A 22,576-nucleotide genomic window follows, 5' to 3' on the forward strand; every position below is an offset into this window, starting at 1 on the left:
CTTGCCTATACTGCGCGCATGCACCCGGCCGATCTTGCGCATCTTCCCGACGAGGAGCTCATGCTCCTCGTCGCCAATGGCTTTGTCGAACAACCGGCAACCGAGTTGTTCACGCGCCACAACCGCGCCTTGTTCAACTTTCTGGCCTGGTTGTGCGAAGGCAATCTGAGCGAGGCCGAAGACCTTGCGCAGAAAACCTGGGTCAAGCTGATGACCCGTTGCAGCGATTACCGCCCCGGCGCATCCGCATTCACCAGCTTCCTGTTCCAGATCGCGCGCAATGCCTGGATCGATACGCGCCGTCGCGCCGACACCACCACCTCGGTGCCGCTGGAGGACAGCCACCTTCAGCTGCCCGACGAGGACCTGTCCACCGAACAGATGGCGATGCTCGGCCAGCAGCAACAGCGCGTGCGCACCGCGGTGATGGCGCTGCCCGACGCGCAACGCGAGGTGATCGTGTTGCGCTTCTTCGCCGGCCTGTCCGTCGAAGACATCGCGCAGGTGGTCGGCGAAGGCTTCGAAACCGTCAAGAGCCGGCTGCGCTATGCGTTTGCCAAGCTGCGCCTGAGCCTGGACGCCGCGCAATGAAGCCGGTCGTCGAACGTTTCATCGCGGGCGAAGACGGCATGGCCACGCTGCTGCGTGCCCTGCCCGCCCATACACCGCCGGCCAGCATGCAGGCATGGTTTGCGCAGGCCGCCAGGCAGGCCGACCGTGCACGCAGCGCCGCTGGATCTGGATCTGGATCAGCGCAAGATCGCGGCGCCCTGCAGTTCGAACCGCCCGCATCGATGAACGCCGTCTTTGCTGCTGCAGCCGCGCAGGCCGAGCAGGCGCAGGCTGCACAGCGTGCAGCCATTCAAGCACGCATGAGCGACGGCGAAGACGCAGCGCAGGCACTGGGCGCCCCGTTGCACGACACCACGCGTGCGTGGCTGCAGCAGCACACGCCGTCGCCACCTACGGTCGCGATGCCTGTCACGCCGGTGTTGCAGGGCAGCGGTGGTGACCAGACACCGGCCGGCGATGGCACTGCGCCAGCCGGTGTACAGCAGGCGGCGAATCGCGCGTCGTCCGAGAGCTCGCCACGCACGGCTTCGCTGGCTCCGCCACAGGCCGCGGCAACGTCATCGTTCACCTCGCCAGCGGCGGCGCCCGGTGGCGCCGCGCCGCCCAAAACTGCGCTGCACGGCCATGCCCCGGGTCGCGCGCGCCGCCAGCGGTGGATGCCGGCAGTGGCACTGGCCGCCTCGGTCACGCTGGTAGTCGGTGTCGGCCTGCGCTGGCAGGCAACTGCGCCGCAGCAGGCCCCGGCCGACGCGTACGAGCCAGCGCCGGCTTCAGCGCAAGTCGAAGCCGAAACCGACACCGGAGCAACGGCGACGGCGGCCGGCGGCAATCAGCCTGCGACGGGCCAGCGCCTGCCCGCGCCACCAGACCAGGGGGATGCTGTTGAGCGCATGCCCCAACCTGCGCCCTCCCCGATGCCTGCACCGCCGCCGATGCCTGCACCCGCTTCGCGCGCGGCGCCCATCGGCATCGCGCACCCATCGCCTGCCGCGCCTGCTGCCGCGCCCGCGCCGATTGCACCGCCACTTGCAGCTGCATTGGCGCCGCCAGCGCTGCCCGCACCGCCAGCACCGATCGCCAGCACCACGGTCGAGCAGAGGCAGTCTTCAAATACCGACGGTGTTGCGCCTGCGTCGATGACCGATGGCACGCTGGCGTCGCCGCTTACTGCGTTGCCCCAGGCAGCCCCGATGCCGATTCGCACGCGGAGCAATGCGGCAGCGGCCATCGATGTGCAACGCTCCCAGGCAATGGACGCCAATACGCTGGTGTCCTCCGCGCAGCACGGCGCGACCACACCGCAGGCACTGCAGCACGCGCGACCCTTGTCGCTGCCGGCGCCGCACGAGCGCTCTCCGGTGCCGAAGGCTGCGGCGCAACCGGGCGCTCCGAACGATGCCAAAGCATCCGCTGCTGCCGAGCCGGCTGCGCCAGCGGGCATCTCCACGACAGCCGCTACTGAGAGCAGTGTTTCCACGCCGGGCACATCGACACAGCTGGTGGCACTATCGGCGCCGCCGGATGCGTGGGTCGACCGGTATCTGCAGACCCACCCTCGTGCACCCGCGCGGCTGCGGATCTGGACGGGCGAACCGGAGGCCGCTGCCTTCAGGCAGTGGCTCGATCGACTGCGCGCGGCGGCTCGACAACACGACTGGTCCACGCCGGTGGACGTCATCCGTGAACCACGCCTGCCGCCAGACCGGGTCCGCATCGAAGTGATCAGCACGGCGCAACCATAAGCGCGCCTGGTCCGACCGGGCGCAGGGACGGGCGCATGCGCGCTGCGCGAATGTGACGCCAGGTAAAGGCGATGCGTCTACAGTCAGTGGAGCGCTGCTGCATCCAGTTCTTGCGACGCATTGACCCAGTCTTGGCAGTAATGTCGCCGCAGCGTCGCTGCAACCATGCCATCTATCTTCGGCCACACCGAGATACGGCAGGATGCGGCGCCCCGAATCACGATGCAGCGCACCGTTTGGGCTGCCGTCGACGCACCTTCGCCGGACCTGCGCACGCTTGCGCGGGCGGACTGCGCCACCTCGTCATCAAATCCAAGCAGTTGCACAAGCGCACGCGCCACACGCGAAACGCAAATCAGTACTTCCGATACGACTCATGTGGAGCCGCGCCATCGGCGCGATCTGCCGGTCGCACGATGCGCATCGCGCATCAGCCCTCGCCACCCTCCGCATCCTCGCGCAACAGGCTGGTCAGCACATGGTCGCGCCAGACGCCGTTCAACTGCAGGTAGCGACGCGCGCGGCCTTCGATCCGGAAGCCCAGCCGCGCCAGTACCTGGGCGCTACGCACATTGTCCGGCACGTATTGCGCCATGACCCGGTGCAGCCCCAGCGGGCCGAACACGAAAGCGATGCCCTGCGTGGCCGCCCACTGCATCACACCGCGACCCTGCCAGCCGGCATCCAGCCCGTAACCGAGATGGCAGGCCTGAAATGCGCCCCGCTGGATCTGGGTGAACCCCACCGTGCCGATCACCTCCTGCCCGGCCTGCAGGACAAGTTGCAGCTCGCGCTCGCCGGGCACCGACATGCGGTACGCACTGCATATCCGGCGCCACCCCTCGGCGGTGTAGAACGCGGGCGGCCGCAACGGCATCGCCTCGACCAGGTGCGCCCGGTTGCGTGCGTGATACCCGGCCACGGCGAGCGGATCCACACCGGACAGGTCGGAGAGCACCACGCCATCGTCGCGGCACACCGGGCGAAAAGCGGGCAGGCTCATGGCCGCCCCCTGCAGTGTTGACTGTCTGCTCCACGACGCCCGGCATCTATCGACCAGCACGCTGCGGATGCGGTCACGATACGGCCATGGCGCCGCCCGCCCAGGCAGACGCCGGCGCGTTGGATATCTGCCCTACGAAGCCGGCCATCCACCAACCAGCGCGCCGTAGATGCGGTCACGATACGGCCATGGCGCCGGCTACCCAGGCACACGCCTGCGCGCCGGCATGCACCCGCCGTATCGATCCGGATTTCAAACGGCGTGGCCGGCAACGCCTGGTCAGCACCGGCCAGCGTGGCACGAGGGCGATGCGTCAGGCGCGCTGTGCAGAAGAGACGTGGCCGCTGCGGGCAGCGTTTGCGCAGGCTTGGCAGCTGCGGTGCGGAGCTGTTGCCTGCCACCCTGAAGCGGCCGACACAACCCAGCCAGCCGTAGCCAGCCACGTGCGCACGCCGCACAGGGCCGCCGTGTACGCGTGGTCCATGCCCACTCCACGCGCCGGCCGCGCCCGCATGGCGGCGAGCGCCGTGGTCTTGTTGGACGCTCTTAGGCGGCAGCAGCCGAGTCAAGCGCCTGCGCCACCTGCCACTCGATGGCATCCAGGTTCGGCAGCAACGCGCTTTGCTCGCCAAGCAGCACGCGCATGTGCACGCCGTCCGGTAGCGCCTCTTCCGAGGCGTCGGCCAGCAGGCCGTCGCGCGGCACCGAGATCAGCTGTGGAAACGAAGCCGTCAGCAAGGCGAAATACGGCAGCGCAGGATTGCCGCCCAGCGCCTTCAGCACGATGACCTTGTTGTTGACCGCAGTGGGTTCATCGCCCAGGCCGCTGAAGCGCGCGAACGACAGCAGCGGCACCTTCCAGCCGTACCAGTCGATACGCCCGACCACCCAGCGCGGCATGTCCGGCAGCGCTTCGACCGCCACGCGCGACATCACCTCGGCCACCGTGGCGTTGGGCAACAGCACCCGTTCGGTGCCGGCCTGAATCAGGACGCCGCGGATTTCGTCATTGTTGGCGTAGCTCATTGCAGGTTTCCGATCTGAAAGGGAGCGCCCGGCTTACGCCGGCCAACGCTGTGCCAACGCCTGCGCCAACTGCGCGGGATCGCCGGTCAGGATGCCTTGCCGGGCCAGGCGCGCGGCAGCGGCCGGGTCGTAGCAGCCATCGGCAGACTGACCTGCCAGCCAGCCGCCCTGCCCGGCCAGTGCCAACGATGCGTCCACCAGCGCCTCGTTGGCGCCGCTGAGCAGCAGCACCGCACTGTCGCCGGGCGGCAGCGCGGCAATCAGCCCGGCAGCATCGCTGTGCGCCACGAAGGCCAGCGCGCCAGCGTGCTGCTGCACACCGACGTCGTCGGACAGCACATAGACCTTGCCCGGGGCGACCACCTGGCCCGCTTCGCCCAGCTCCACCGGCAGCGCCGACACGCGCCCCATCTGGCGCACCAGGTTGCCGTACTGGCCACCATCGAGGGTCATGCGCACCAGCACCGCGCGTGGAAACTGCGGCGGCAGCGCGGCCAGCAGGCGACGGATCGCATCCGGTCCGCCGATCCCGGCCATTACCAGCACCGCGCCGGTCACCTCGCCACTGTGCTCCAGGTCCACCAGCGACAATCCGCCGGTCGACAAGGCTGCAACGTCCAGCTCTGCGCGCGGGCGCACCACCACGGTGACGTCGTCCACCAGGCCCCAGGTGCTGGAATCGCCCAGCGTCAGGCCGGGCGTGTCGGCAGCAGCCGGGGTCCCGGCCTGCGCGGCCGTGCGCGCAAACAACGCATCGCCCGGCATGTTCTCGAATGCGTGCGCGGCGGCTTCCAGATGCTGATCCAGCTGCAGGTCCGAATGCTGGCGTGGTTCCAGCGCCAGGCCCGGCTCGGGCTGCAGCGAGGGTTCGCTTTCGGTGCCCGGCGGCAGCACGTCGGCGTGGCCGTGCAGCTTGGCAGCCAGATGGCGCACCCAGCGCTGCGCTTCCCAGCCCTCGCGCCGCACGGTGAGCTCGGCTTCGTCGAAGATCACCGTTACGCCGGGCATGTTGAAGGCCGGCTCCAGCGCTTCGAGCGCGTCTTCGATCGACGGCTCCAGTGCAACCAGCACCGCCACCGGCTCGGCGTCGCGCAGCATTTGCACGTCGACTGCAGACGGTTCGTCTTCCAGCACCACCTGCGCACCGGCCAGGCCGAGCGCTTCGCGCAGGCGCTCGCGCGCCTGACCGGGCCGGCCCAGCAGGGCAACCGGAGTTCCCATTGCGCCATTAGTCTCGGACACGGGCGATCCCCAGCAGGTCATACACGTTTCGCATCAGATCCAACTCTTGGTAAGGCTTGCCCAGGTAACGCTGCACGCCGATCTCGAAGGCGCGCTGGCGGTGCTTCTCGCCACTACGCGAGGTGATCATCACGATCGGCACCGCCTTGAAGCGCGGATCGGCGCGCATCGCGGTCGCCAGCTCGTAGCCGTCCATGCGCGGCATTTCGATATCCAGCAGCATCAGGTCGGGCACGCGCTCTTCGAGCAATTCCAGTGCCTCGACACCGTCGCGGGCGGTGGTGACGTCCAGGTTGTGGCGTTCCAGCACGCGGCTGGTGACCTTGCGCATGGTCAGCGAGTCGTCGACCACCATCACCAACGGCACCTGCCGCTGTGCTTCGGCGGGGCTTTCCAGCGCCGGACGCGCCGGCTGGCTGAGGTAGCGACGCACCAGTGGTGCCACGTCCAGGATCACCACCACGCGGCCATCGCCGGTGATGGTGGCGCCGTAGATGCCCGGCACCGACGCAATCTGCAGGCCCACCGGCTTGACCACGATTTCGCGGTTGCCCAACACCTGGTCGATCGCCACTGCCGCGCGCAGATCGCCCGCACGCACCAGCAGCAACGGCACCTGCGCCTGCCCATCGGCGCGCGCGGCGGCCTGGCCGACCAGCGAGCCGAGATCGTGCAGCACGTACTCCTCGCCGGCGTAGTGGTAACCGCCCTCGCCCGACTCGTAGCGGGTGCGCGAGATACGGCCGATACCGCTGACCGACGCCACCGGCACCGCAAAGGTGGTCTCGCCGATGCGCACGAACACCGCCTGGGTGACCGCCAGCGTCTGCGGCAGGCGCAAGGTGAAGGTGACGCCCTGGCCACGCGCCGAATGGATATCCACCGAGCCGCCCAGCTGACGCACTTCGTTGCGCACCACATCCATGCCCACGCCGCGGCCCGCCAGCTGGCTGACCTGCTCGGAGGTGCTGAAGCCGGAGGCGAAGATCAATGCATCCAGTTCGACATCGCTGAGCTCCTGCCCGGGTTCGATCAGGCCGCGCTGCTCGCCACGGCGACGGATCGCCTCGCGGTCCAGCCCGGCGCCGTCGTCGGCCACTTCCAGCACGATTTCCGAGCCTTCGCGGCGCAGGCGGATCGCGATGCTGCCTTCTTCCGGCTTGCCCGCGTCGCGACGTTGTTCCGGGCTTTCCAGACCATGCGCGACCGAGTTGCGCAGCATGTGTTCCAACGGCGCGACCATGCGATCGAGCACGTTGCGATCGAGTTCGCCCTGAGTGCCTTCCAGCACCAGATGCACCTGCTTGCCGGTGTCGCTGGCCGCCTGGCGCACCACACGGCGCAGACGCGGCACCAGGCCATCGAAGGGCACCATGCGCGCGCGCATCAGGCCGTCTTGCAGCTCGGAGCTGACGCGCGACTGCTGTTGCAGCAGGCCGTCGTACTGACGCGAGAGATCTTCCAGCACGCCCTGCAAGCCGCCCAAGTCGGCCGCCGACTCGTTCAGCGCACGGCTGAGCTGCTGCAGGGTGGAGAAGCGGTCCAGTTCCAGCGGATCGAAGGTGCGATCGCCCTGGTCCTGCTCGCGCTGGTAACGCGCCACGATCTGCGCTTCGGTTTCCAGGTCCAGACGACGCAGCTGGTCGCGCAGACGGGCGTTGGTGCGATCCAGTTCGCCCATGGCACCACGGAACGCGCCCATCTGCTGTTCCAGACGCGAGCGGTAGATCGCCACTTCGCCGGCGTGGTTGACCAAGCGATCGAGCAGGTCGGCGCGCACGCGCACCTGTTCCTGCTGGGTACGCGGCATCAGCTCTTCTTCGGCCTGGCCTTCGACCGGGATCGGCGCCGACAACGGTGCCGGCTCCACCGACGCCTTCGCGATCGCGCGGACATCGGCGTCGCTGGGCGGGGCCGCATCACGGCCACGGGTGCGGGTTTCGAAGGCTTCCACCAGGTCGGTCGGCATCGCCACCGCGCGGTGCATGCCGGTACGGGTCAGCAGCTGATGCAGACGGTCGAAGCCACGCTCGAACAGGCGCACGTCATCGCGGTCGATGTCGGTGCGGTTGGCCGCCACCGCTTCCAGCAGCGATTCGATCGCATGGCCCAGGTCGCCGATGGCATTGATGCCGGCCATACGCGCGCCGCCCTTGAGCGTGTGCAGATCGCGCTGCAGTCCGTTGAGGACATCGCGGTCTTCGGGCACTTCACGCATGCGGGCGATCAGACCATCGCAATGGTCCAGCAGATCGCGGCCTTCTTCGACAAAGATGTCGACCAATTCGCCATCGAGCTGATCGAAGTTGAGCGGGCCGATATCGAACGCAGCGCCCACGTCGTTGGCTGCGGTCTCCACGCGTGCGGCATCTTCCACCGGTGCGCTGAAGGCGGCGGCGGTGTCTTCCGGCGCGACGGCGCTGTGGTCGGTTGGCGCGTGCGCGCTGGCGGCTGCGTGCTGGTCTGCAGCGTCGTCCGCGCCGGCATGCTGGCCGGCGTCGGTGTGGACGCCGGCATCCGTGTGATCGGCATGTGCTGCATGCCCGGTCGCGGCAACCACGTCCCCGGCGACATCCGCGTCGCCATGTGCTGCAGCGTCGGCGCTGACAGCCGATGCGTCGTGCAGGTCCGGCGCGGTGTCTGATTGCGGATCGCCTGTCTCCTCGACCTGGTCGGCCGCATGCGCCATTTCGAACGCCTGCACCGATTCGATGGTGTGATCAGGCAGGGAATCGGCGTCGGCCTGCGCGGTCTGTGCATACTCGGCGTGTGCAAGCTCCGCGTCGGCCTGCTCGGCGTCAACCTGCCGTGCTTCGGACTGCTCGGCGTCGGCGTGCTGTTGCGCGGCAGTCTGCTCGGCTTCGGCCGCATGTTCGTGCGAAGACGTGTCCGGCTGCGACTGCTCGCCGGCATCGACGTGCTGCTCCGCCTGCACCTGCGCGCCTGCGGACTGCTGCGCGTCCGAAGACGCGTCCTGGTCCGCATCCGCGTGCCGAGTCGACGCGTGTTCTGCCGCCGCTGCATGCTCGTCAGACTGCACGAGGTCCGCGGAATGCGGCGGTTCGCCCGCAAACGTTTCACCAGCATGTGGCAGTGCTGCGTCGCTGTGCTGCAACGCCTCGTCCGCCGGCTGTTCGCCAGACAATTCCTGCGTGTCGGACTGTGCGTGCACGCCCTGATCGACCGCATGGCCGTCCTGGTCGGACGGCACGCTGTCCAGTGCGGCGGTTTCCGGCGTCCAGTCTTCTGCGGTGGTTGCCTGCGGCTGTGCGTCCAACGCAACGTCGGCGTGCACGGCTTCCAATGCTTCGATGGTTTCGACCGCGTCGTCCGGGCGTGCTGCTGCGTGCTCGTCGTGCGTCTGCTCGGCCTGCGCACCCGTCGTCTGCTCGGCATCGGCATCGGCCGTGGCCAGCGTCTGCGCCTGGCCCAACGCAGCCTCTGCGTCGGCCAGTTCGTCTACCGCAACGCCGTCTGCCTGCGTGCTGGTCGCGTCAGTGTCGTGCTCGCTGGACACACCATCAACAACTGCCTCGTTCGGCGCCTCTGCAGCGTTCTCGCCCGGCGCATGGTCGTGCGGCGCGGTCTGCGCATGTTGCAGCTCGGTCGCATCCCAAGCGTCGGCCTCAACCAGCGGCTCGTCGGCCGACGTGTCGTGTGCGTCGGCACCCTGCGCTACGGCCTGGTCTGGCTGCTCGTGCTGCGCGGCATCGCCATGCAGTGCATCGGTACGCTGCCCGGAATCGGCAACCGGTAGCAGCGCATCATCGCTCGCTGCGTGCGCAGCGTCGGCAGTCGCGTGTTCGTGTTCGTGTGGCGCAGCGTGCCCGGCATCGTCGACGGCGTGCGGTGCAGGCGCGTCCAATGCAAGCGCCGAATCGTGCTCGGCTTCAGCCTCGGCCAGTTCGTCCACTGCGATCGGCGCATCGGCCGACTGCGGCTGCGCGTGTTCGGCATCGGGCGTCGGTGCGTCGGTTTCGGGCGTCAGCGCGCTGGAATCCAGGTACGGCGACAGATCTTCCACGCCGGTCAGTTCGACCGGCGCAACGTGCTCGGCACCTGCGTCGCTGGTCGCGTCGAGGTCGTCGAGCTCTTCCAGGAACGCCTGCGGCGGCCACTGCGCTTCCGGCAACGTCTCGACCAGGGCGCGCAGGCGCTCGGTCAACGGCGCAAACGACGGGATCAACGGCGCGTCGGCGCGCAGTGCAGTGACCGTGGTGGCGATGGCTGCGGCGGTGGCCGCGATCGCGTCGATGCCTTCGGACGACGGTGTGGCCGATGCAGCGAGCAGGCGCTTGACGTAGCTTTCGGCCGGCGTGGTCACCAGGGTGATTTCCGGCACATCGGTCATCGCAAACGCGCCACTCATGGTGTGCACGGCGCGCAGCAATTCTTCGGTCGCCAGTTGCGGCGCGACGCGGGTGGCCTGCAGCCAGGCATTGACCGTGTCCAGATGCGTGGCGACCTCGGCTTCGAGGATCTCGCGCAGCACACTGTCCACCGAGGCCGGCGTGCCACCGCTGGCCGCAACCGCACTGGTCTGTGCAGAGACCGCGGCGATCTCGGGCACGGCCGGCGTGGCCGGTGCGGGCACGTAATAGACCTCTTCGCCGGCTGCAACGCGCTCGGCAATGGCCTGGATTTCAGGCAGATCCGCGCTGATGCGGCCCTGGTCGCGCAGCGCGGCATTGAACTGCGGTAGCACCTCGTAGGCCAGTTCCACCATCGCCACGACCGCCGGGCTGGCCGGGCGCGAATTGTCGAGCACGCGGTTGAGCATGCTCTCGATCTTCCAGCTGAACTCGCCGAGTACGCTGGCACCGACCAGTCGCCCACTGCCCTTCAGCGTGTGGAAAACGCGACGGATCGGACGCAGGTTGTCCGGGCTGTTCGGGGCGGCGCGCCAGATGGGCAGCAACTGCCCGAGGTTGACCAGTTCCTCGTCGAACTCTTCAAGGAAGACATCACGGATGTCGTCATCGATATCGCTGTCGCCGAAGCCACCGAAAATGCCGGAGTCGGCCGCCACCGGCACCGGCTCGCTGACCGCGACAGGCGCGACCTCTGCAGCCTGGTCGTTGCGCACGGGCGCATCCTGCGGGCGCTCCACCTCGAATTGCGCAGCAGCGGCGTCGAGCTGGGCCAGAAACGCGGCCGAGGCATCGTCCAGCTCGAACTCGCTGACCGTGGCCTGCTGCACCCGCGCGGGCGTCTGCTCAGCGCTCGCTTCGGCCGGTGCGTCGTCTGCCCCAGGGGTGGACTCGACGAACGGGTCGTCGTGTTCCGGCGGTGCAACCGGCGGGCTCGGCGGCGGCGAGAACGCATCGTCGATGCTGACCTGCGCGCGACGCGCCTGGTTGTCGGCAATGAAGTCCAGCGGCGCGTCAGCCTGGTCGGCATCGCCCGGCAGATCGATGTGCGTGATCTGCAGCGGTGCCTCGTCGGCCGGCACGGAGACAGCGGCCTGCTCCTGTTCCAGCGCACTCAGGTCCACGGTGTAGCTGACCTGCGCGGCCTCGCTCGCGCCGTGGCTGTCCTGCTCGGCCGAGACCGGGTCGAAGGCGGAGCTTGCAATCGGCGCCGTCTGCCCGGTGGTCTCCAGGTGCCAGTCGCCCGGCGCCTGCGCACCGTCGTCGTCGGACAACTCCACTGGAGCGACCGTAAACGGCACGTGCCCCTGACCGGAGCGGGTTTCTTCCGCAGCGACAGGGTCGAACGAGAACACCGTATCGGTGGCCGCTGCGCCGGTGTCGTGCACGACACTGGCGGCAAACGGCGTCTCGACCACGGTTTCATTGGCCCATTCCAGCGACGCGGCGGGCACCGCATCGTTGGCCGCCGCAGCCGGCGTGCCGGCATGCGCAGCAGGCGATGCCGCCACCGGCTGCAATGCGGCAACGCTGCCGGGCTGGTCGGCGCCGACCGGCAATTCGGACGGCTGCCCGGACGGCAGCGGCCAATACCGCAGCGTTTCCAGGCTGTTGCGGGTGATGTCCAGAATCTCCTCGCGGCCGGGACGGCGCTCGCGCAGGGCTTCCAGGTAGTACTCCAGGCTGGCCATCGCATCGGCCAGGGTGTCCAGCTGACGGCCGCTGGGCACGCGCTGCTTGCCGATCAACTCCAGATCGACATAGCGCCGCACGCCTTCCAGATAATCGGCGGCCTGCGGCAATTCGAGGATGCGCAGTGCGCCACCGACTTCGCCCAGCAGATGCGGCACATCGGCCAGGCGCGCGTGGTCCCAATTGGTTTCGATAAAGGCGACGAAATGTTCGCGCGCCGCACCGAAGTTGGCGATCGCTTCCTGCGCCAGCACGTCCACGGTGCGGCGCACTTCCGAGGAGGTGGCACTGTTGCTGGCTTCGTTGCCATCGCCGAGATCGGCGCCAAGGCTGGCGACCTGATCGTCCAGCGAGGCATCCACGTACAGCAGCGCGCCGGCGATATCCAGCAGCACGCCTTCGTCCATCTGCACCTGACCGTCGACCACGCGCGCCAGCGCGTCGCGCTGCTGCACGACGACACTGCGCGCAACGCCCAGGCCCATCATGCCCAGCGTGTCGGCAACGCTGCCCAGATCCTTGACCTGGGTCTGCAGCTCGGCGATGTCGCCGCCGGTGCGCAGATGCAGGTCCAGCGCGTCCTTGACGCGCAGCAGTTCTTCCTTGACCGCGCTGCCGACGGTGTCGAGCAGCTCGCGGTTACGCCCGGAAAGGCTGCCGCGGGCGTGATCCAACTCGGCTTCGGTGGCAACACCGGCCTGCGGGTCGAACGCGAACAACACGCTTTCACTCAGACCGGGCTGGCCACGGGTCGCGCGGATTTCATTGAGCAGCGGCAGCAGCACGATCGGAATGTCGCGGTGGCCGTTCTGCAGGCGCTCCAGATAATCGGGCAGCAGCACGGTGCCGCGCATCAGCATGGCGCAGGCTTCGTCGCGGTCGGCGACCTCGCCGACCTGCACGGCCTGGGCCAGCAGTTCCAGCTCTTCGGCCACCATGGCCGGCGCATACAGCTCCACCATGCGCAGCGTGCCCTGCACCTGGTGCAGATAGCCCGCGCAGAAGCGCATCCGACTGGTATCGGACGGTTCTTCGGCGAAGTATTCGATCTCGTTGCGCGCCTGGCGCAAGGTCTCGTCCAGCTCCGGCTTGACCCAGCCCAGTGCGGCGTGGCTCATCGCATCGCGAAGCGCGCTCATTGCAGCCCCCTGACAACGGCCGGCTCACCGCTGCTGCGGTCACCGGTCACTTCCTGCATCGACGTAATGCGACTACGCGCCATCTGCTGATCCTTTCCCGTTCCGCGTCGTGGTCACGCCGGCAGCTTGAAGTCGGCGACCGAACGGCGCAGATCGGCAGCAAGCTCGGCCAGGTTGCCGATCGACTCGGCCGTCTGTTCCGCACCCTGCGATGTCTGGCTGGTGATCTGACGGATCACGCCCATGGTCTGTGTGATATCCGTCGCCGCCGCCGACTGCTGGTGCGCCGCGATGGAGATGTTCTTAATCAGGTTGTTCAAGGCGTTGGACACGCGCTCGATTTCGGTCAGCGCGGTGCCGGCATCTTCGGCCAGGCGCGCACCGGACACCACTTCGGAGGTGGTCTGCTCCATCGAGCTGACCGCCTCGTTGGTATCGGCCTGAATGGTCTGCACGAGGCCTTCGATCCGGCGCGTCGCACCGGAAGTGCGTTCAGCCAGGCGCTGCACTTCGTCGGCCACCACCGCGAAACCGCGACCGGCCTCGCCTGCGGATGCCGCCTGCACCGCGGCGTTGAGCGCCAGGATGTTGGTCTGCTCGGAAATGTCGTTGATCAGTTCCACGATCGAGCCGATCTCCTGCGAGGATTCGCCCAGGCGCTTGATGCGCTTGGAGGTTTCCTGGATCTGGTCGCGGATCTGGTCCATGCCCTGGATCGTCTCGCGCACCACGCCGGCACCCTCGGCGGCGATGACCACCGAACGCTGCGCCACTTCGGCCGATTCGGTGGAGTTGCGCGAGACCTGTTCGATGCTGGCAGCGATTTCGCTGATGCGCTCGGAGGCGGTGGTGATCTGGTTGGCCTGCTGGCCGGCCGCTTCGGCCAGCTGCATTGCGGTGGCCTGGGTTTCCTGGGTCGACACGGCCACCTTGGCGGAGGTGTCGTTGATGGTGGTCACCAGGTGGCGCAGTTCGTCCACGGCGTAGTTGATGGCGTCTGCAATCGCGCCGGTCATGTCCTCGGTCACCGAGGCCTTGACGGTCAGGTCACCCTCACCGAGCGAGCTGATTTCGTCCAGCAAGCGCATGATCGCCTGCTGGTTGCGGCTGTTGAATTCCACCTGTGCCTGGTAGCGCACGTCCTGCTCGCGGGTGCGCACCCGCACCGAGCTCCATACGAAGCCGATGATGGCCAGCAAGGCGACCAGGCCGGACACCACGCCCAGCCAGAAATTCGGGAACAGGCGGGTGTCGCGGACCGAACCGAACGCCGAAAACGCATCGAACAGCTTCTTGCTGTCGTCGAGCATCTTGTTGGAGCCGGCGGTCAGTGCGGCCGCCGACGACTGCGCGGCGAACAGGTTGCGCGAGCTGGCGAGGATGGCGTCGATGTCCTTCTTCATCGTCGCCCACTGCGCCTGCGACTGCTCCAGCGCCGCCAGCGCGGCCGGGTTGCGCACCGCGGCGATGCCGAGTTCGTCGTTGCCTGCGCGCAGCCCGTCCAGCATCTGCGTGAACACCACCGAGTCACGCGCCAGCGCGTCGCCCGAGGCGGCCGCATTGGCGCCACCGGCGCGCATTTCGGTCACCCGGCGCGCCATGGTGCCGGCGACCACGACCTGCTGCAGCGTGTTGTAGATCTGCGCGGCGGGCGCGCCGCTGACGGTCATCGCGCGCACCACTTCGTTCAACTGCGCCTGCAGTTGCGGCACGCTGCCGGAGAAGCGTTCGGCGTTGCCGGCCAGGCCGAGCACCGCCGGTTCGCTGGCGATGATCTGATCGGCGTTCTTGCTCAGCGGCACCCAGGTCGCCTTGAGCTGCGCCATCGAACTGGCCACCGAACCTTCCTGGCCGTAACGGCCATCGAGTTCGCTCACCGTGCTGTCGATGCGGCCCTTGGTCTCCTTGAACGCGGCGAATGCCTTGGCGTCGCCGGATACCGCTTCGCGGCCCTGGTTCGCCAGCTGCTGCGAGAGCACCTGCAGGTCGGCCGCGCCGGTGCCGGCACCGGCCAGGCGGCTGCCCTGCCAGGTGGCGACGCCGGTGTTGGCGCCAAACACGATCATCGACAACACCAGCAAGCCAAGCCAGAAGCTGGTGCTGACGCTGCCAAGCTTGTTGGTCTTGCGGGCGTCCGGGGCGGTACTCATGGTTCGACCTCGATCTGTATGACGTGGCGGGGTCGCGGCTTAGGCCGCGGCCTGCCGGAATTCAGGAGTGCGCGACAGCAATGCCAGGGAGAACACACCCCAGTCCTGCGTCTCGTTGCGGAAGGCACGCTCGATGAAGTGGGCGTAGCGGCCCTGGGCCAGCTCGCCGGGCTCGACTGCCTGCGCCTGTTCGAAACTGCGCTGGCCGTAGAGCTCATCGATGGTCAGCGCGACGTCGCCGCCGCTCTGACGCATGATCAGCACGCGTTGGCCTTCCTGCAGCACCGTGCGACGGCCTTCCAGGAATTGCTTCAGATCGATCACCGGAAACAGATTGCCGCGCAGGTTGCCCACGCCCAGCAGCCAGGGCTGTGCGCCCGGCACCGGGGTGACCGGCGGCATCGGCACGATTTCCGCTACCTCGCGGAAGTCCGAGACCAGGCGCCGGGTACCGACGCGATAGCCGACACCACGCCAGATATCTGCCGAGAACTGACGTTCCGGCAGCGGCGTAGCGTGCGCAAGACTACGACGCTCGTAGTCTTCGAGAATATCGAATGGAGAACGCATCAACGCACCAGTTGTTTGATGCGCGCGATCAGATCGTCTTCGCGCGGCGGCTTGACGATGTAGTCGCTGGCACCTTGTCGCAGCCCCCAGGCCTTGTCGGTTTCCATGCCCTTGGTGCTGACCAGCAGCACCGGGATGTCCTTGGTGGCCTGGTCGCGTGCCAACGCACGCGTTGCCTGGAAGCCGCTCATGCCGGGCAGCACCACATCCATCAGCACCAGATCGGGCGCCTGGCTGCGAACCAGCTCAAGTCCCGCTTCGGCGTTGTCGGTGGCGACGACCGTATGGCCAGCTTTTTCCAGCCATTGACTGAAGACTGCCCGATCGGTGGGCGAGTCCTCGATCAATATAATTCGAGCCATGTTGCCTTTCCCCCTGGTCAGGCGTGGACGTACGTGCGGATCGCGCTCAGTAGTTCTTCACGGGTGAACGGCTTGGTCAGATATTGCTCGGAACCGACGATGCGGCCACGTGCCTTGTCGAACAGGCCATCCTTGGACGACAACATGATGACCGGCGTCGACTTGAAGAGCTGGTTGCCCTTGATCAACGCGCACGTCTGGTACCCATCCAGGCGCGGCATCATGATGTCGACAAAAATGATCTGAGGTTGCTGGTCCGCAATTTTGGCCAGTGCCTCGAAACCATCCGTTGCTGTCACTACTTCACACCCTTCCCGCTTCAGCAGCGTTTCGGCGGTGCGGCGAATGGTTTTCGAATCATCGATCACCATCACCTTCAGTCCTGCGAGTTCCCCACCCGCAGCAATGTTTTCACTCATGCAAATATCCCCGGGCGCGCGACGCTTCATCCCTTCCGACGTCGCTACGAAACTGCATGTATATCCCAAGACCCGCATCGACTGTCAAGGGCGCATTGCCGGGGCCCCGCCAGGCGGACGTTCCGACCACGTCTGGGCGCGTCCAGACCGACGAGTCGCGCATCTGCGACCGCCCAGGCACGCCATCGCCCACCGCTTGAAGTTACCATCGGCAGCCTGTTCGAAAGGTTTAGCCCCATGTCGCTCGACGTCGTTGTGGTGATGGATCCCATCGCCTCCATCAAGATCGTAAAAGACACCACCTTCGCCATGCTGCTGGAAGCCCAGCGTCGTGGGCATCGCCTGCATTACCTGCGCCCCGGCGGACTCAGCCTGCGCGAAGGCCGCGCGGTGGCGCAGGTTGCGCCGCTGAGCGTGCGCGAGGACACGACCAGCTGGTTCACCCTGGGCGAGTTCGCCGAGCTGGCATTCGGCCCCGGCCAGGTGGTGCTGATGCGCAAGGACCCGCCGGTGGATGCGGAGTTCGTCTACGACACCCAGGTGCTGAGCGTGGCGCAGCGCGCCGGCGCGCAGATCGTCAACGACCCGCAGGGCCTGCGCGACTACAACGAGAAGCTGGCGGCGCTGCTGTTTCCGCAGTGCTGCCCGCCGACCCTGGTCAGCCGCGACGCGGCCGCGCTCAAGGCCTTCGTGCTGGAGCACGGCCAGGCGGTGCTCAAGCCGCTGGACGGCATGGGCGGGCGCTCGATCTTCCGCAGCGGCACCGGCGACCCCAACCTCAACGTGATCCTGGAAACGCTGACCGACGGCAACCGCAAGCTGACCCTGGCGCAGCGCTTCATCCCCGACATCACTGCCGGCGACAAGCGCATCCTGCTGGTGGACGGCGTGCCGGTGGACTATTGCCTGGCACGGATTCCGCAGGGCGACGAGTTCCGCGGCAACCTGGCCGCCGGCGGACGCGGCGAAGGCCGCCCGCTGTCCGAGCGCGACCGCTGGATCGCCGCGCAGGTCGGCCCGGAAATGCGCCGCCGCGGCATGCGCTTCGTCGGCCTGGACGTGATCGGCGATTACCTCACCGAGGTCAACGTCACCAGCCCCACCTGCGTGCGCGAGCTGGATGCGCAGTTCGGCCTGAACATCGCCGGGCTGCTGTTCGACGCCATCGAGGCCGGCGCCGCGCAATGAGCACGGCGGCGGCCCTGCCTGCTTCCATGGACGAACGCCGGCGGCTGACCACCACGCTGGTGATCTCGCTGCTGCTGCACGGCGCGCTGATCCTGGGCGTGGGCTTTGCGGTCAGCGAGGACGCGCCGCTGGTGCCGACCCTGGATGTGATCTTCAGCCAGACCAGCACGCCGCTGACGCCCAAGCAGGCCGACTTCCTGGCCCAGGCCAACCAGCAGGGCGGCGGCGACCACGCCACCGCGCAGCGCCCACGCGACAGCCAGCCCGGCGTGGTGCCGCAGGACCGCACTGGCCTGGCCCCTCAGGCGCAACGCGCCACCAGCGTGAACGCGCCGGAGCCGACCCAGACCCGGGTGGTGAGCAGCCGCCGCGGCGAACAGACGGTGCCGAGCCCGCAACCGAATCCACAGACCGACCCGCTCACCCCGGCCGATGCGCAACGCGTGCAGCGCGATGCGGAAATGGCCCGGCTGGCTGCCGAAGTGCACCTGCGCTCGGAGCAGTACGCCAAGCGCCCGAACCGCAAGTTCGTCTCTGCCAGTACCCGCGAATACGCCTACGCCAACTATCTGCGTGCATGGGTGGACCGTGCCGAGCGCGTGGGCAACCTGAACTATCCCGACGAGGCGCGGCGCCGCCGGCTGGGCGGCAAGGTGGTGATCAGCGTGGGCGTGCGCCGCGACGGCAGCGTGGAAAGCAGCCGCGTGCTGATCTCCAGTGGCGTGCCGGCGCTGGACGATGCCGCCTTGCGCGTGGTGCAGCTGGCACAGCCGTTCCCGCCGCTTCCCACGACCAAGGACGACGTGGACATCCTGGAAGTCACCCGCACCTGGCTGTTCCTGCCCGGTGGCGAGCTACACGACGACCGTTGAGGCGGTGCGCGCCTGATCGGTACGCGCACGGTGCCGCGCTGCGAATGGGGTGACGGTGCTGCCCGGCGCGCAATGCGAACGGGCCGCCGCCGCGCATGCCGTCGATCGGCGTGAAGCTACCCGGCGGGCAGAATTCCAGCGTGGCGCCCAGCGCATCGCCGACTGCCAGGCCGAGCAGGCACCTGCGACAACGGGTGCGTTATGCAGCGTCGGTCATGGCGTCGCGCCGGCCGCCTTGGCGGCGCGGGCGGCCTGTTGCTCGACCAGGGTGAGTGCGACGTTGTCGCGCAGGTAAGCTGGCTCCACCCGCTCGGGCGCCACGCCTTCGCCACGCTGCAACGCCGGCACCGCGAGCGTGAGCAGATCGGCCGCACGTGGCAGCGCGGTTGCATCGACACTGGTCAGGCGGGTCGCAAAACGCTGTTGCAGCAGTGCGTCGGCCGCGGCGAAACCGGTGCCGACACCGGCCATACGCGCGGCGCTGTCGGGCAGCGCGAGCGCGTCCGGTGCGCACACCACTTCCGGTGCCAGTTCCAGCAAGGTGTCGCCACTACGCGCAAACACGCCGGCATACACCTCGCCCATGCGCGCGTCGATGCAGGCCAGCACATGGGGTGGATCGGCCGGCGCGCGCAGGGCCAGCACCTGCAGCGTGGAGATGGCCAGCACTGGCAGATCCAGCGCCAGGGCGATGCCTTGCGCGATGCCGATCGCCAGACGCACGCCGGTGAACGCACCGGGGCCACGGCCCACCGCAATCGCATCGAGCTGGCGGCGCGCGATACCTGCCTCGGCCAACAGCTGCTCGGCCCACGGCAGTGCCAGTTCGGCATGGCGGCGTGGCGCCAGTTCGAAACGCTCGATCACGCGGCCATCCACGTGCAGCGCAACGGAGCAGGCTTCGGTGGACGTTTCGAATGCGAGGATGTTCATGGGAGAGCCGGAACCGGGGACCCGGGACTGGGAACCCGGAAAGGGGCAAAGTTTAACTGATTGATTCGAGGGGCCGGGACCGTGCCCGCGCGTGCCAACCGATCCATGCGGGTACTTATGCACAAGCGACTGGGCGGGCCGACCGGCAACGCGACATCCGCGACGGCCATTGCACATCAATGCGGCGTGCGCGGCCGCCCCTGCGTACTTCGCTCTGTGCCTAGCCGGGTTCCCGGCCCCAGGTCCCAAGTCGCGGCATGCAGATCGCACCGCGCCGGCAATCCAGCAACCCGACACATGCGACGGCCACCACCAGCTCGCCCTGCGTTTATCCGGGTTCCTGGTCCCCGGTTCCCGGTCCCGCCCCCTGCGGCTCAAAAAACGCCTGCACATCGGCAATCTCGCGCGTGCGCGCAAACGGCGGCAGCGATTTCATGAAGGTGCGTCCGTAGCTCTTGTTCACCAGCCGCGGGTCGCATAGCACCAGTACGCCACGGTCGGTTTCGCTGCGAATCAAGCGGCCCACACCCTGCTTGAGCGCGATCACCGCCTGCGGCAGTTGCTCGTCGCGGAACGGGTTGCCGCCGTCGCGGCGGATCGCATCCAGGCGCGCTTCGAACACCGGATCGTCCGGTGCGGCGAACGGCAGCTTGTCGATCACCACCACGCTCAAGGCATCGCCGACCACGTCCACGCCCTCGCGGAAACTGGCCGAGCCCAGCAGCACGCCGTTGCCGGAATCGCGGAAGCGCTGCAGCAAGGTTGCGCGCGGCGCTTCGCCCTGCACGAACAACGGCCACGGCGCACCACGCAAGGCCTCGGCCGCTTCGCGCAGCGCGCGATGCGAGGCGAACAACAAGAACGCACGGCCGTTGGATGCTTCCAGCACCGGCGTCAGTGCCGCGATCAAGGCAGTGCCAAAGCCACGCGCGGCCGGGTCGGGCAGATTCGGCGGCAGATAGCACAGCGCCTGGCGCGCCCAGTCGAAGGGACTGGGCTGCAGCAGGGTCACCGGGTCGCTCAGGCCCAGCCGTAGCGCAATGTGGTCGAACTCCCCGCCCACCGCCAGCGTGGCCGAGGTGAACACCCACGCCGCCTGCGATTTTTCACGGTGTTCGCGCAGCGGGCCGGAGACATCCAGCGGTGTGCGCTGGCAACGGAATCCGCGCGGACTCAGTTCGTACCAGAGCACATCGTTGTCGACCGTCGCTTCCGGCGGATCCTGCGCAAAATCCGGGATCGGCACATCCTCGCCCAGCCAGCGCGACAACCGGTTCAGGGCCTCCTGCGCACGCGCCGTGCAGCCATCGAAACCCGGTGACGCCTGGCGCAGCGGCAGCAGCGCCTCGCCCAATCGCGCCAGGGCCGACAGCACTGCATCGAAGCCTTCGCGCACCTGCGGCTTGGCCAATGCACGCCATTGCGTGCCGCGTGGCGGCAGCCCCTCCATGCCGGCACGTAGTCCGCGCAAGGCCTCGTCCAGCGCCAGGATCGGTGCCTGCAGGCTGGCTTGCGCGCCGGCCACCAGCCGCGCTTCCACCATGCAATCGCGCGCCAGTTCCTGCCACGGCCGCATGCCGAAACTTTCGCCGAAGAAATTGGCCGCCAGCTCGGGCAGTTGGTGCGCCTCGTCGATGACGAAGGCTTGCGCGCCCGGCAGGATTTCGCCGAAACCTTCCTGCTTGAGCGCCAGATCGGCCAGCAGCAGATGGTGGTTGACCACCACCAGATCGGCCGCCTGCGCGCGCTGACGGGCCTGCACCACGAAGCACTCGCTGTAGAACGGGCATTCGGTGCCCAGGCAGTTGTCGACGGTGGAGGTCACCATCGGCAGCAGCGGCGAGTCGTCCGGCAAGGCTTCGAGCTCGGCCATGTCGCCGTACTGGGTGCGCCCGCTCCAGGCCACGATGCGCTGGAACTGCGACACCTGCTCGGGCGTGGCAAAGCGCGGCTCGCCGCGCGCCTGCTGGGTGCGGTACTTGCACAGATAATTGGCGCGGCCCTTCAACAATGCACTGCGCAGCCCGACACCCAGTGCGGCACGCACGCGCGGCAGATCGCGATGGAACAGCTGATCCTGCAGCGCACGCGTACCGGTGGAGACGATGGTCTTGAGCCCGGACAACAGCGCAGGCACCAGATACGCGTACGTCTTGCCGGTGCCGGTGCCGGCCTCGGCCAGCAATACATCGCGCTGTTCGAAGGCCTCGGCAATGGCGCCGGTCAGGCGCAACTGCGCCGTGCGCGGCGCAAACGCATCGAGCTGACGCGCCAGCGCCCCGCCCTCGCTGAGCGCCTCGATGCTGGCAGTGACAAGTTGGGACATGGGACCGAACGAAGAGCGGACAGGAAGCACGACAGCCTAGCGCGTGCGCAGTGATGCTGCCTGGGTCCGGCTTGCAGCAGCCGGCAAACACGTCATTGCAGCGAGGAGACCGCGGTGGACGGGCGCATCGATTTCATGATTGCGCCATGCCAGCGACAGCGGTCGATGATTATCGACAAGGTTCAGGCGCCTTTCGGTGCCGTGCTGCGCGATGGCGCTTGCGTCATCCCCGTGGTCCGACAGGCTGTTGCACCTTCGTTGCTACAGATGCCGCGCCCCATCCAGGCACGTCAGACCCAGGACCAAAGAGGCCGAGGGCGCTCGTCTTGCGTTGTGCTGCGCGGGCCGGCCCACGAAGCGACACAGCCCACCCGCAGGAGGCAGCCGACCGAGCCACTCGCGCTGCTGGCAGCACGACTGCTGCCGTGCGCACTCAGTACCGCTTGACGCCCGGTACGGTGCAGCCGGCGATCTGCGCCTTGGCAGAGGCTGCATTTTCCTTTTCGCCCCGTGCCAGCCGCGACTGCTCGATGGTCGCCCAATGGCGACGGCACAGCGGGCCGGTCTTGGAGCCAAGCGCGATCGCCTGCTTGGCGAAGCGCTCGGCGGCAGGCCAGTCGGCCTGCAGCACGGACACTTCCGCGCGCTCCTGCAGGATCGCCGGGTCGCCGGACACCAGTCCCAGCGCCTGATCCAGCGCGGCTGCCGCGCCGGGCAGATCGCCGGCCTGGCGCTTGCTCTTGGCGGTCTCGCGCAGATCGTCCACCTGCGGGTCGCGCAGCGGCTGCACCGACAGTTCGGTGTCGTCCACGCCGGCCTCGCGTTCGATCAGCAACAACCGCTGGGTCGGGGTGGTCGGGTCCACCGGGGCCGGCGGCGGAGGCGGCGGCGCGCTGACGCAGGCGGTGACTGCGGTCAACACGCCAACCAGGGTAAGCAATCGGTGGATTCGGATCATGGGGTCACTCC

General features: G+C 68.0%; 15 protein-coding genes and 1 pseudogene. 4 read left to right on the top strand and 12 right to left on the bottom strand.

Going from position 1 to position 22,576, the window contains the following annotated elements:
• Positions 1 to 18 precede the first annotated feature (18 nt).
• Together ABQZ09_RS04210 and ABQZ09_RS04215 are read left to right on the top strand one after the other, a co-directional pair.
• Positions 19 to 591 (top strand): sigma-70 family RNA polymerase sigma factor, encoded by a 573-nt coding sequence (locus tag ABQZ09_RS04210; RefSeq protein ID WP_166749515.1) that lies wholly within the window; start codon positions 19 to 21, stop codon positions 589 to 591.
• Entirely contained in the window at positions 588 to 2,315 is a 1,728-nt protein-coding gene (locus ABQZ09_RS04215; RefSeq protein ID WP_349776187.1) for a hypothetical protein, read from the top strand. Before ABQZ09_RS04210 ends, ABQZ09_RS04215 begins: the two co-directional genes overlap by 4 nt.
• A 430-nt stretch (positions 2,316 to 2,745) precedes the next feature.
• Here ABQZ09_RS04215 and ABQZ09_RS04220 read toward each other — a convergent pair whose 3' ends face one another.
• From ABQZ09_RS04220 to pilG, 8 genes are all read right to left on the bottom strand, one after another.
• Positions 2,746 to 3,318, bottom strand: coding sequence for a GNAT family N-acetyltransferase (locus ABQZ09_RS04220; RefSeq protein WP_184556659.1), 573 nt, complete (start codon positions 3,316 to 3,318; stop codon positions 2,746 to 2,748).
• A gap of 546 nt (positions 3,319 to 3,864) precedes the next feature.
• On the bottom strand, positions 3,865 to 4,344 hold the full coding sequence (locus ABQZ09_RS04225; protein ID WP_039412173.1) for a chemotaxis protein CheW: 480 nt from the start codon (positions 4,342 to 4,344) through the stop codon (positions 3,865 to 3,867).
• Positions 4,345 to 4,377: 33 nt separating this feature from the next.
• Positions 4,378 to 5,565, bottom strand: coding sequence for a chemotaxis protein CheB (locus ABQZ09_RS04230; RefSeq protein WP_047697328.1), 1,188 nt, complete (start codon positions 5,563 to 5,565; stop codon positions 4,378 to 4,380).
• A gap of 7 nt (positions 5,566 to 5,572) precedes the next feature.
• Complete coding sequence (locus ABQZ09_RS04235) at positions 5,573 to 12,787, bottom strand: Hpt domain-containing protein (RefSeq protein WP_349776188.1); 7,215 nt, start codon at positions 12,785 to 12,787, stop codon at positions 5,573 to 5,575.
• Between the two features lie 113 nt (positions 12,788 to 12,900).
• Positions 12,901 to 14,937, bottom strand: coding sequence for a methyl-accepting chemotaxis protein (locus tag ABQZ09_RS04240; RefSeq protein WP_039563648.1), 2,037 nt, complete (start codon positions 14,935 to 14,937; stop codon positions 12,901 to 12,903).
• A 39-nt stretch (positions 14,938 to 14,976) separates the two neighbouring features.
• A complete protein-coding gene (locus tag ABQZ09_RS04245; RefSeq protein ID WP_039413900.1) occupies positions 14,977 to 15,507 on the bottom strand; it encodes a chemotaxis protein CheW in 531 nt (176 codons plus the stop codon).
• Positions 15,507 to 15,869 carry a response regulator gene (locus ABQZ09_RS04250; RefSeq protein ID WP_039413898.1) on the bottom strand — a complete coding sequence of 121 codons (363 nt, stop codon included), beginning with the start codon at positions 15,867 to 15,869 and terminating at the stop codon, positions 15,507 to 15,509. The genes ABQZ09_RS04245 and ABQZ09_RS04250 overlap by 1 nt, the downstream gene beginning before the upstream one ends.
• Before the next feature lie 17 nt (positions 15,870 to 15,886).
• On the bottom strand, positions 15,887 to 16,288 hold the full coding sequence (gene pilG, locus ABQZ09_RS04255; protein ID WP_005913706.1) for a twitching motility response regulator PilG: 402 nt from the start codon (positions 16,286 to 16,288) through the stop codon (positions 15,887 to 15,889).
• Positions 16,289 to 16,525: 237 nt separating this feature from the next.
• Here pilG and gshB point away from each other — a divergent pair, with 237 nt between their 5' ends.
• On the top strand, positions 16,526 to 17,476 hold the full coding sequence (gshB, locus tag ABQZ09_RS04260) for a glutathione synthase (protein WP_349776189.1): 951 nt from the start codon (positions 16,526 to 16,528) through the stop codon (positions 17,474 to 17,476).
• Positions 17,473 to 18,348 carry an energy transducer TonB gene (locus ABQZ09_RS04265; protein WP_166744609.1) on the top strand — a complete coding sequence of 292 codons (876 nt, stop codon included), beginning with the start codon at positions 17,473 to 17,475 and terminating at the stop codon, positions 18,346 to 18,348. Before gshB ends, ABQZ09_RS04265 begins: the two co-directional genes overlap by 4 nt.
• Position 18,349: 1 nt before the next feature.
• On the opposite strand, the pseudogene ABQZ09_RS19865 reads toward ABQZ09_RS04265, so the two are convergent.
• The 4 genes and pseudogenes from ABQZ09_RS19865 to ABQZ09_RS04285 form a co-directional block, all read right to left on the bottom strand.
• Positions 18,350 to 18,565 (bottom strand): annotated as a pseudogene (locus ABQZ09_RS19865) (ADP-ribosylglycohydrolase family protein); the annotation flags it as partial.
• Entirely contained in the window at positions 18,562 to 19,281 is a 720-nt protein-coding gene (gene tsaB / locus ABQZ09_RS04275) for a tRNA (adenosine(37)-N6)-threonylcarbamoyltransferase complex dimerization subunit type 1 TsaB (RefSeq protein ID WP_349776190.1), read from the bottom strand. The pseudogene ABQZ09_RS19865 and the gene tsaB, both read right to left, overlap by 4 nt.
• Positions 19,282 to 19,609: 328 nt before the next feature.
• Positions 19,610 to 21,607, bottom strand: coding sequence for a DNA repair helicase YoaA (gene yoaA, locus ABQZ09_RS04280; RefSeq protein WP_349776191.1), 1,998 nt, complete (start codon positions 21,605 to 21,607; stop codon positions 19,610 to 19,612).
• Positions 21,608 to 22,040: 433 nt separating this feature from the next.
• On the bottom strand, positions 22,041 to 22,565 hold the full coding sequence (locus tag ABQZ09_RS04285) for a tetratricopeptide repeat protein (RefSeq protein ID WP_349776192.1): 525 nt from the start codon (positions 22,563 to 22,565) through the stop codon (positions 22,041 to 22,043).
• Between the last annotated feature and the right edge of the window lie 11 nt (positions 22,566 to 22,576).

The sequence above is a fragment of the Xanthomonas sp. WHRI 6106 genome (genome assembly GCF_040202405.1).
GTDB lineage: Bacteria > Pseudomonadota > Gammaproteobacteria > Xanthomonadales > Xanthomonadaceae > Xanthomonas > Xanthomonas cannabis.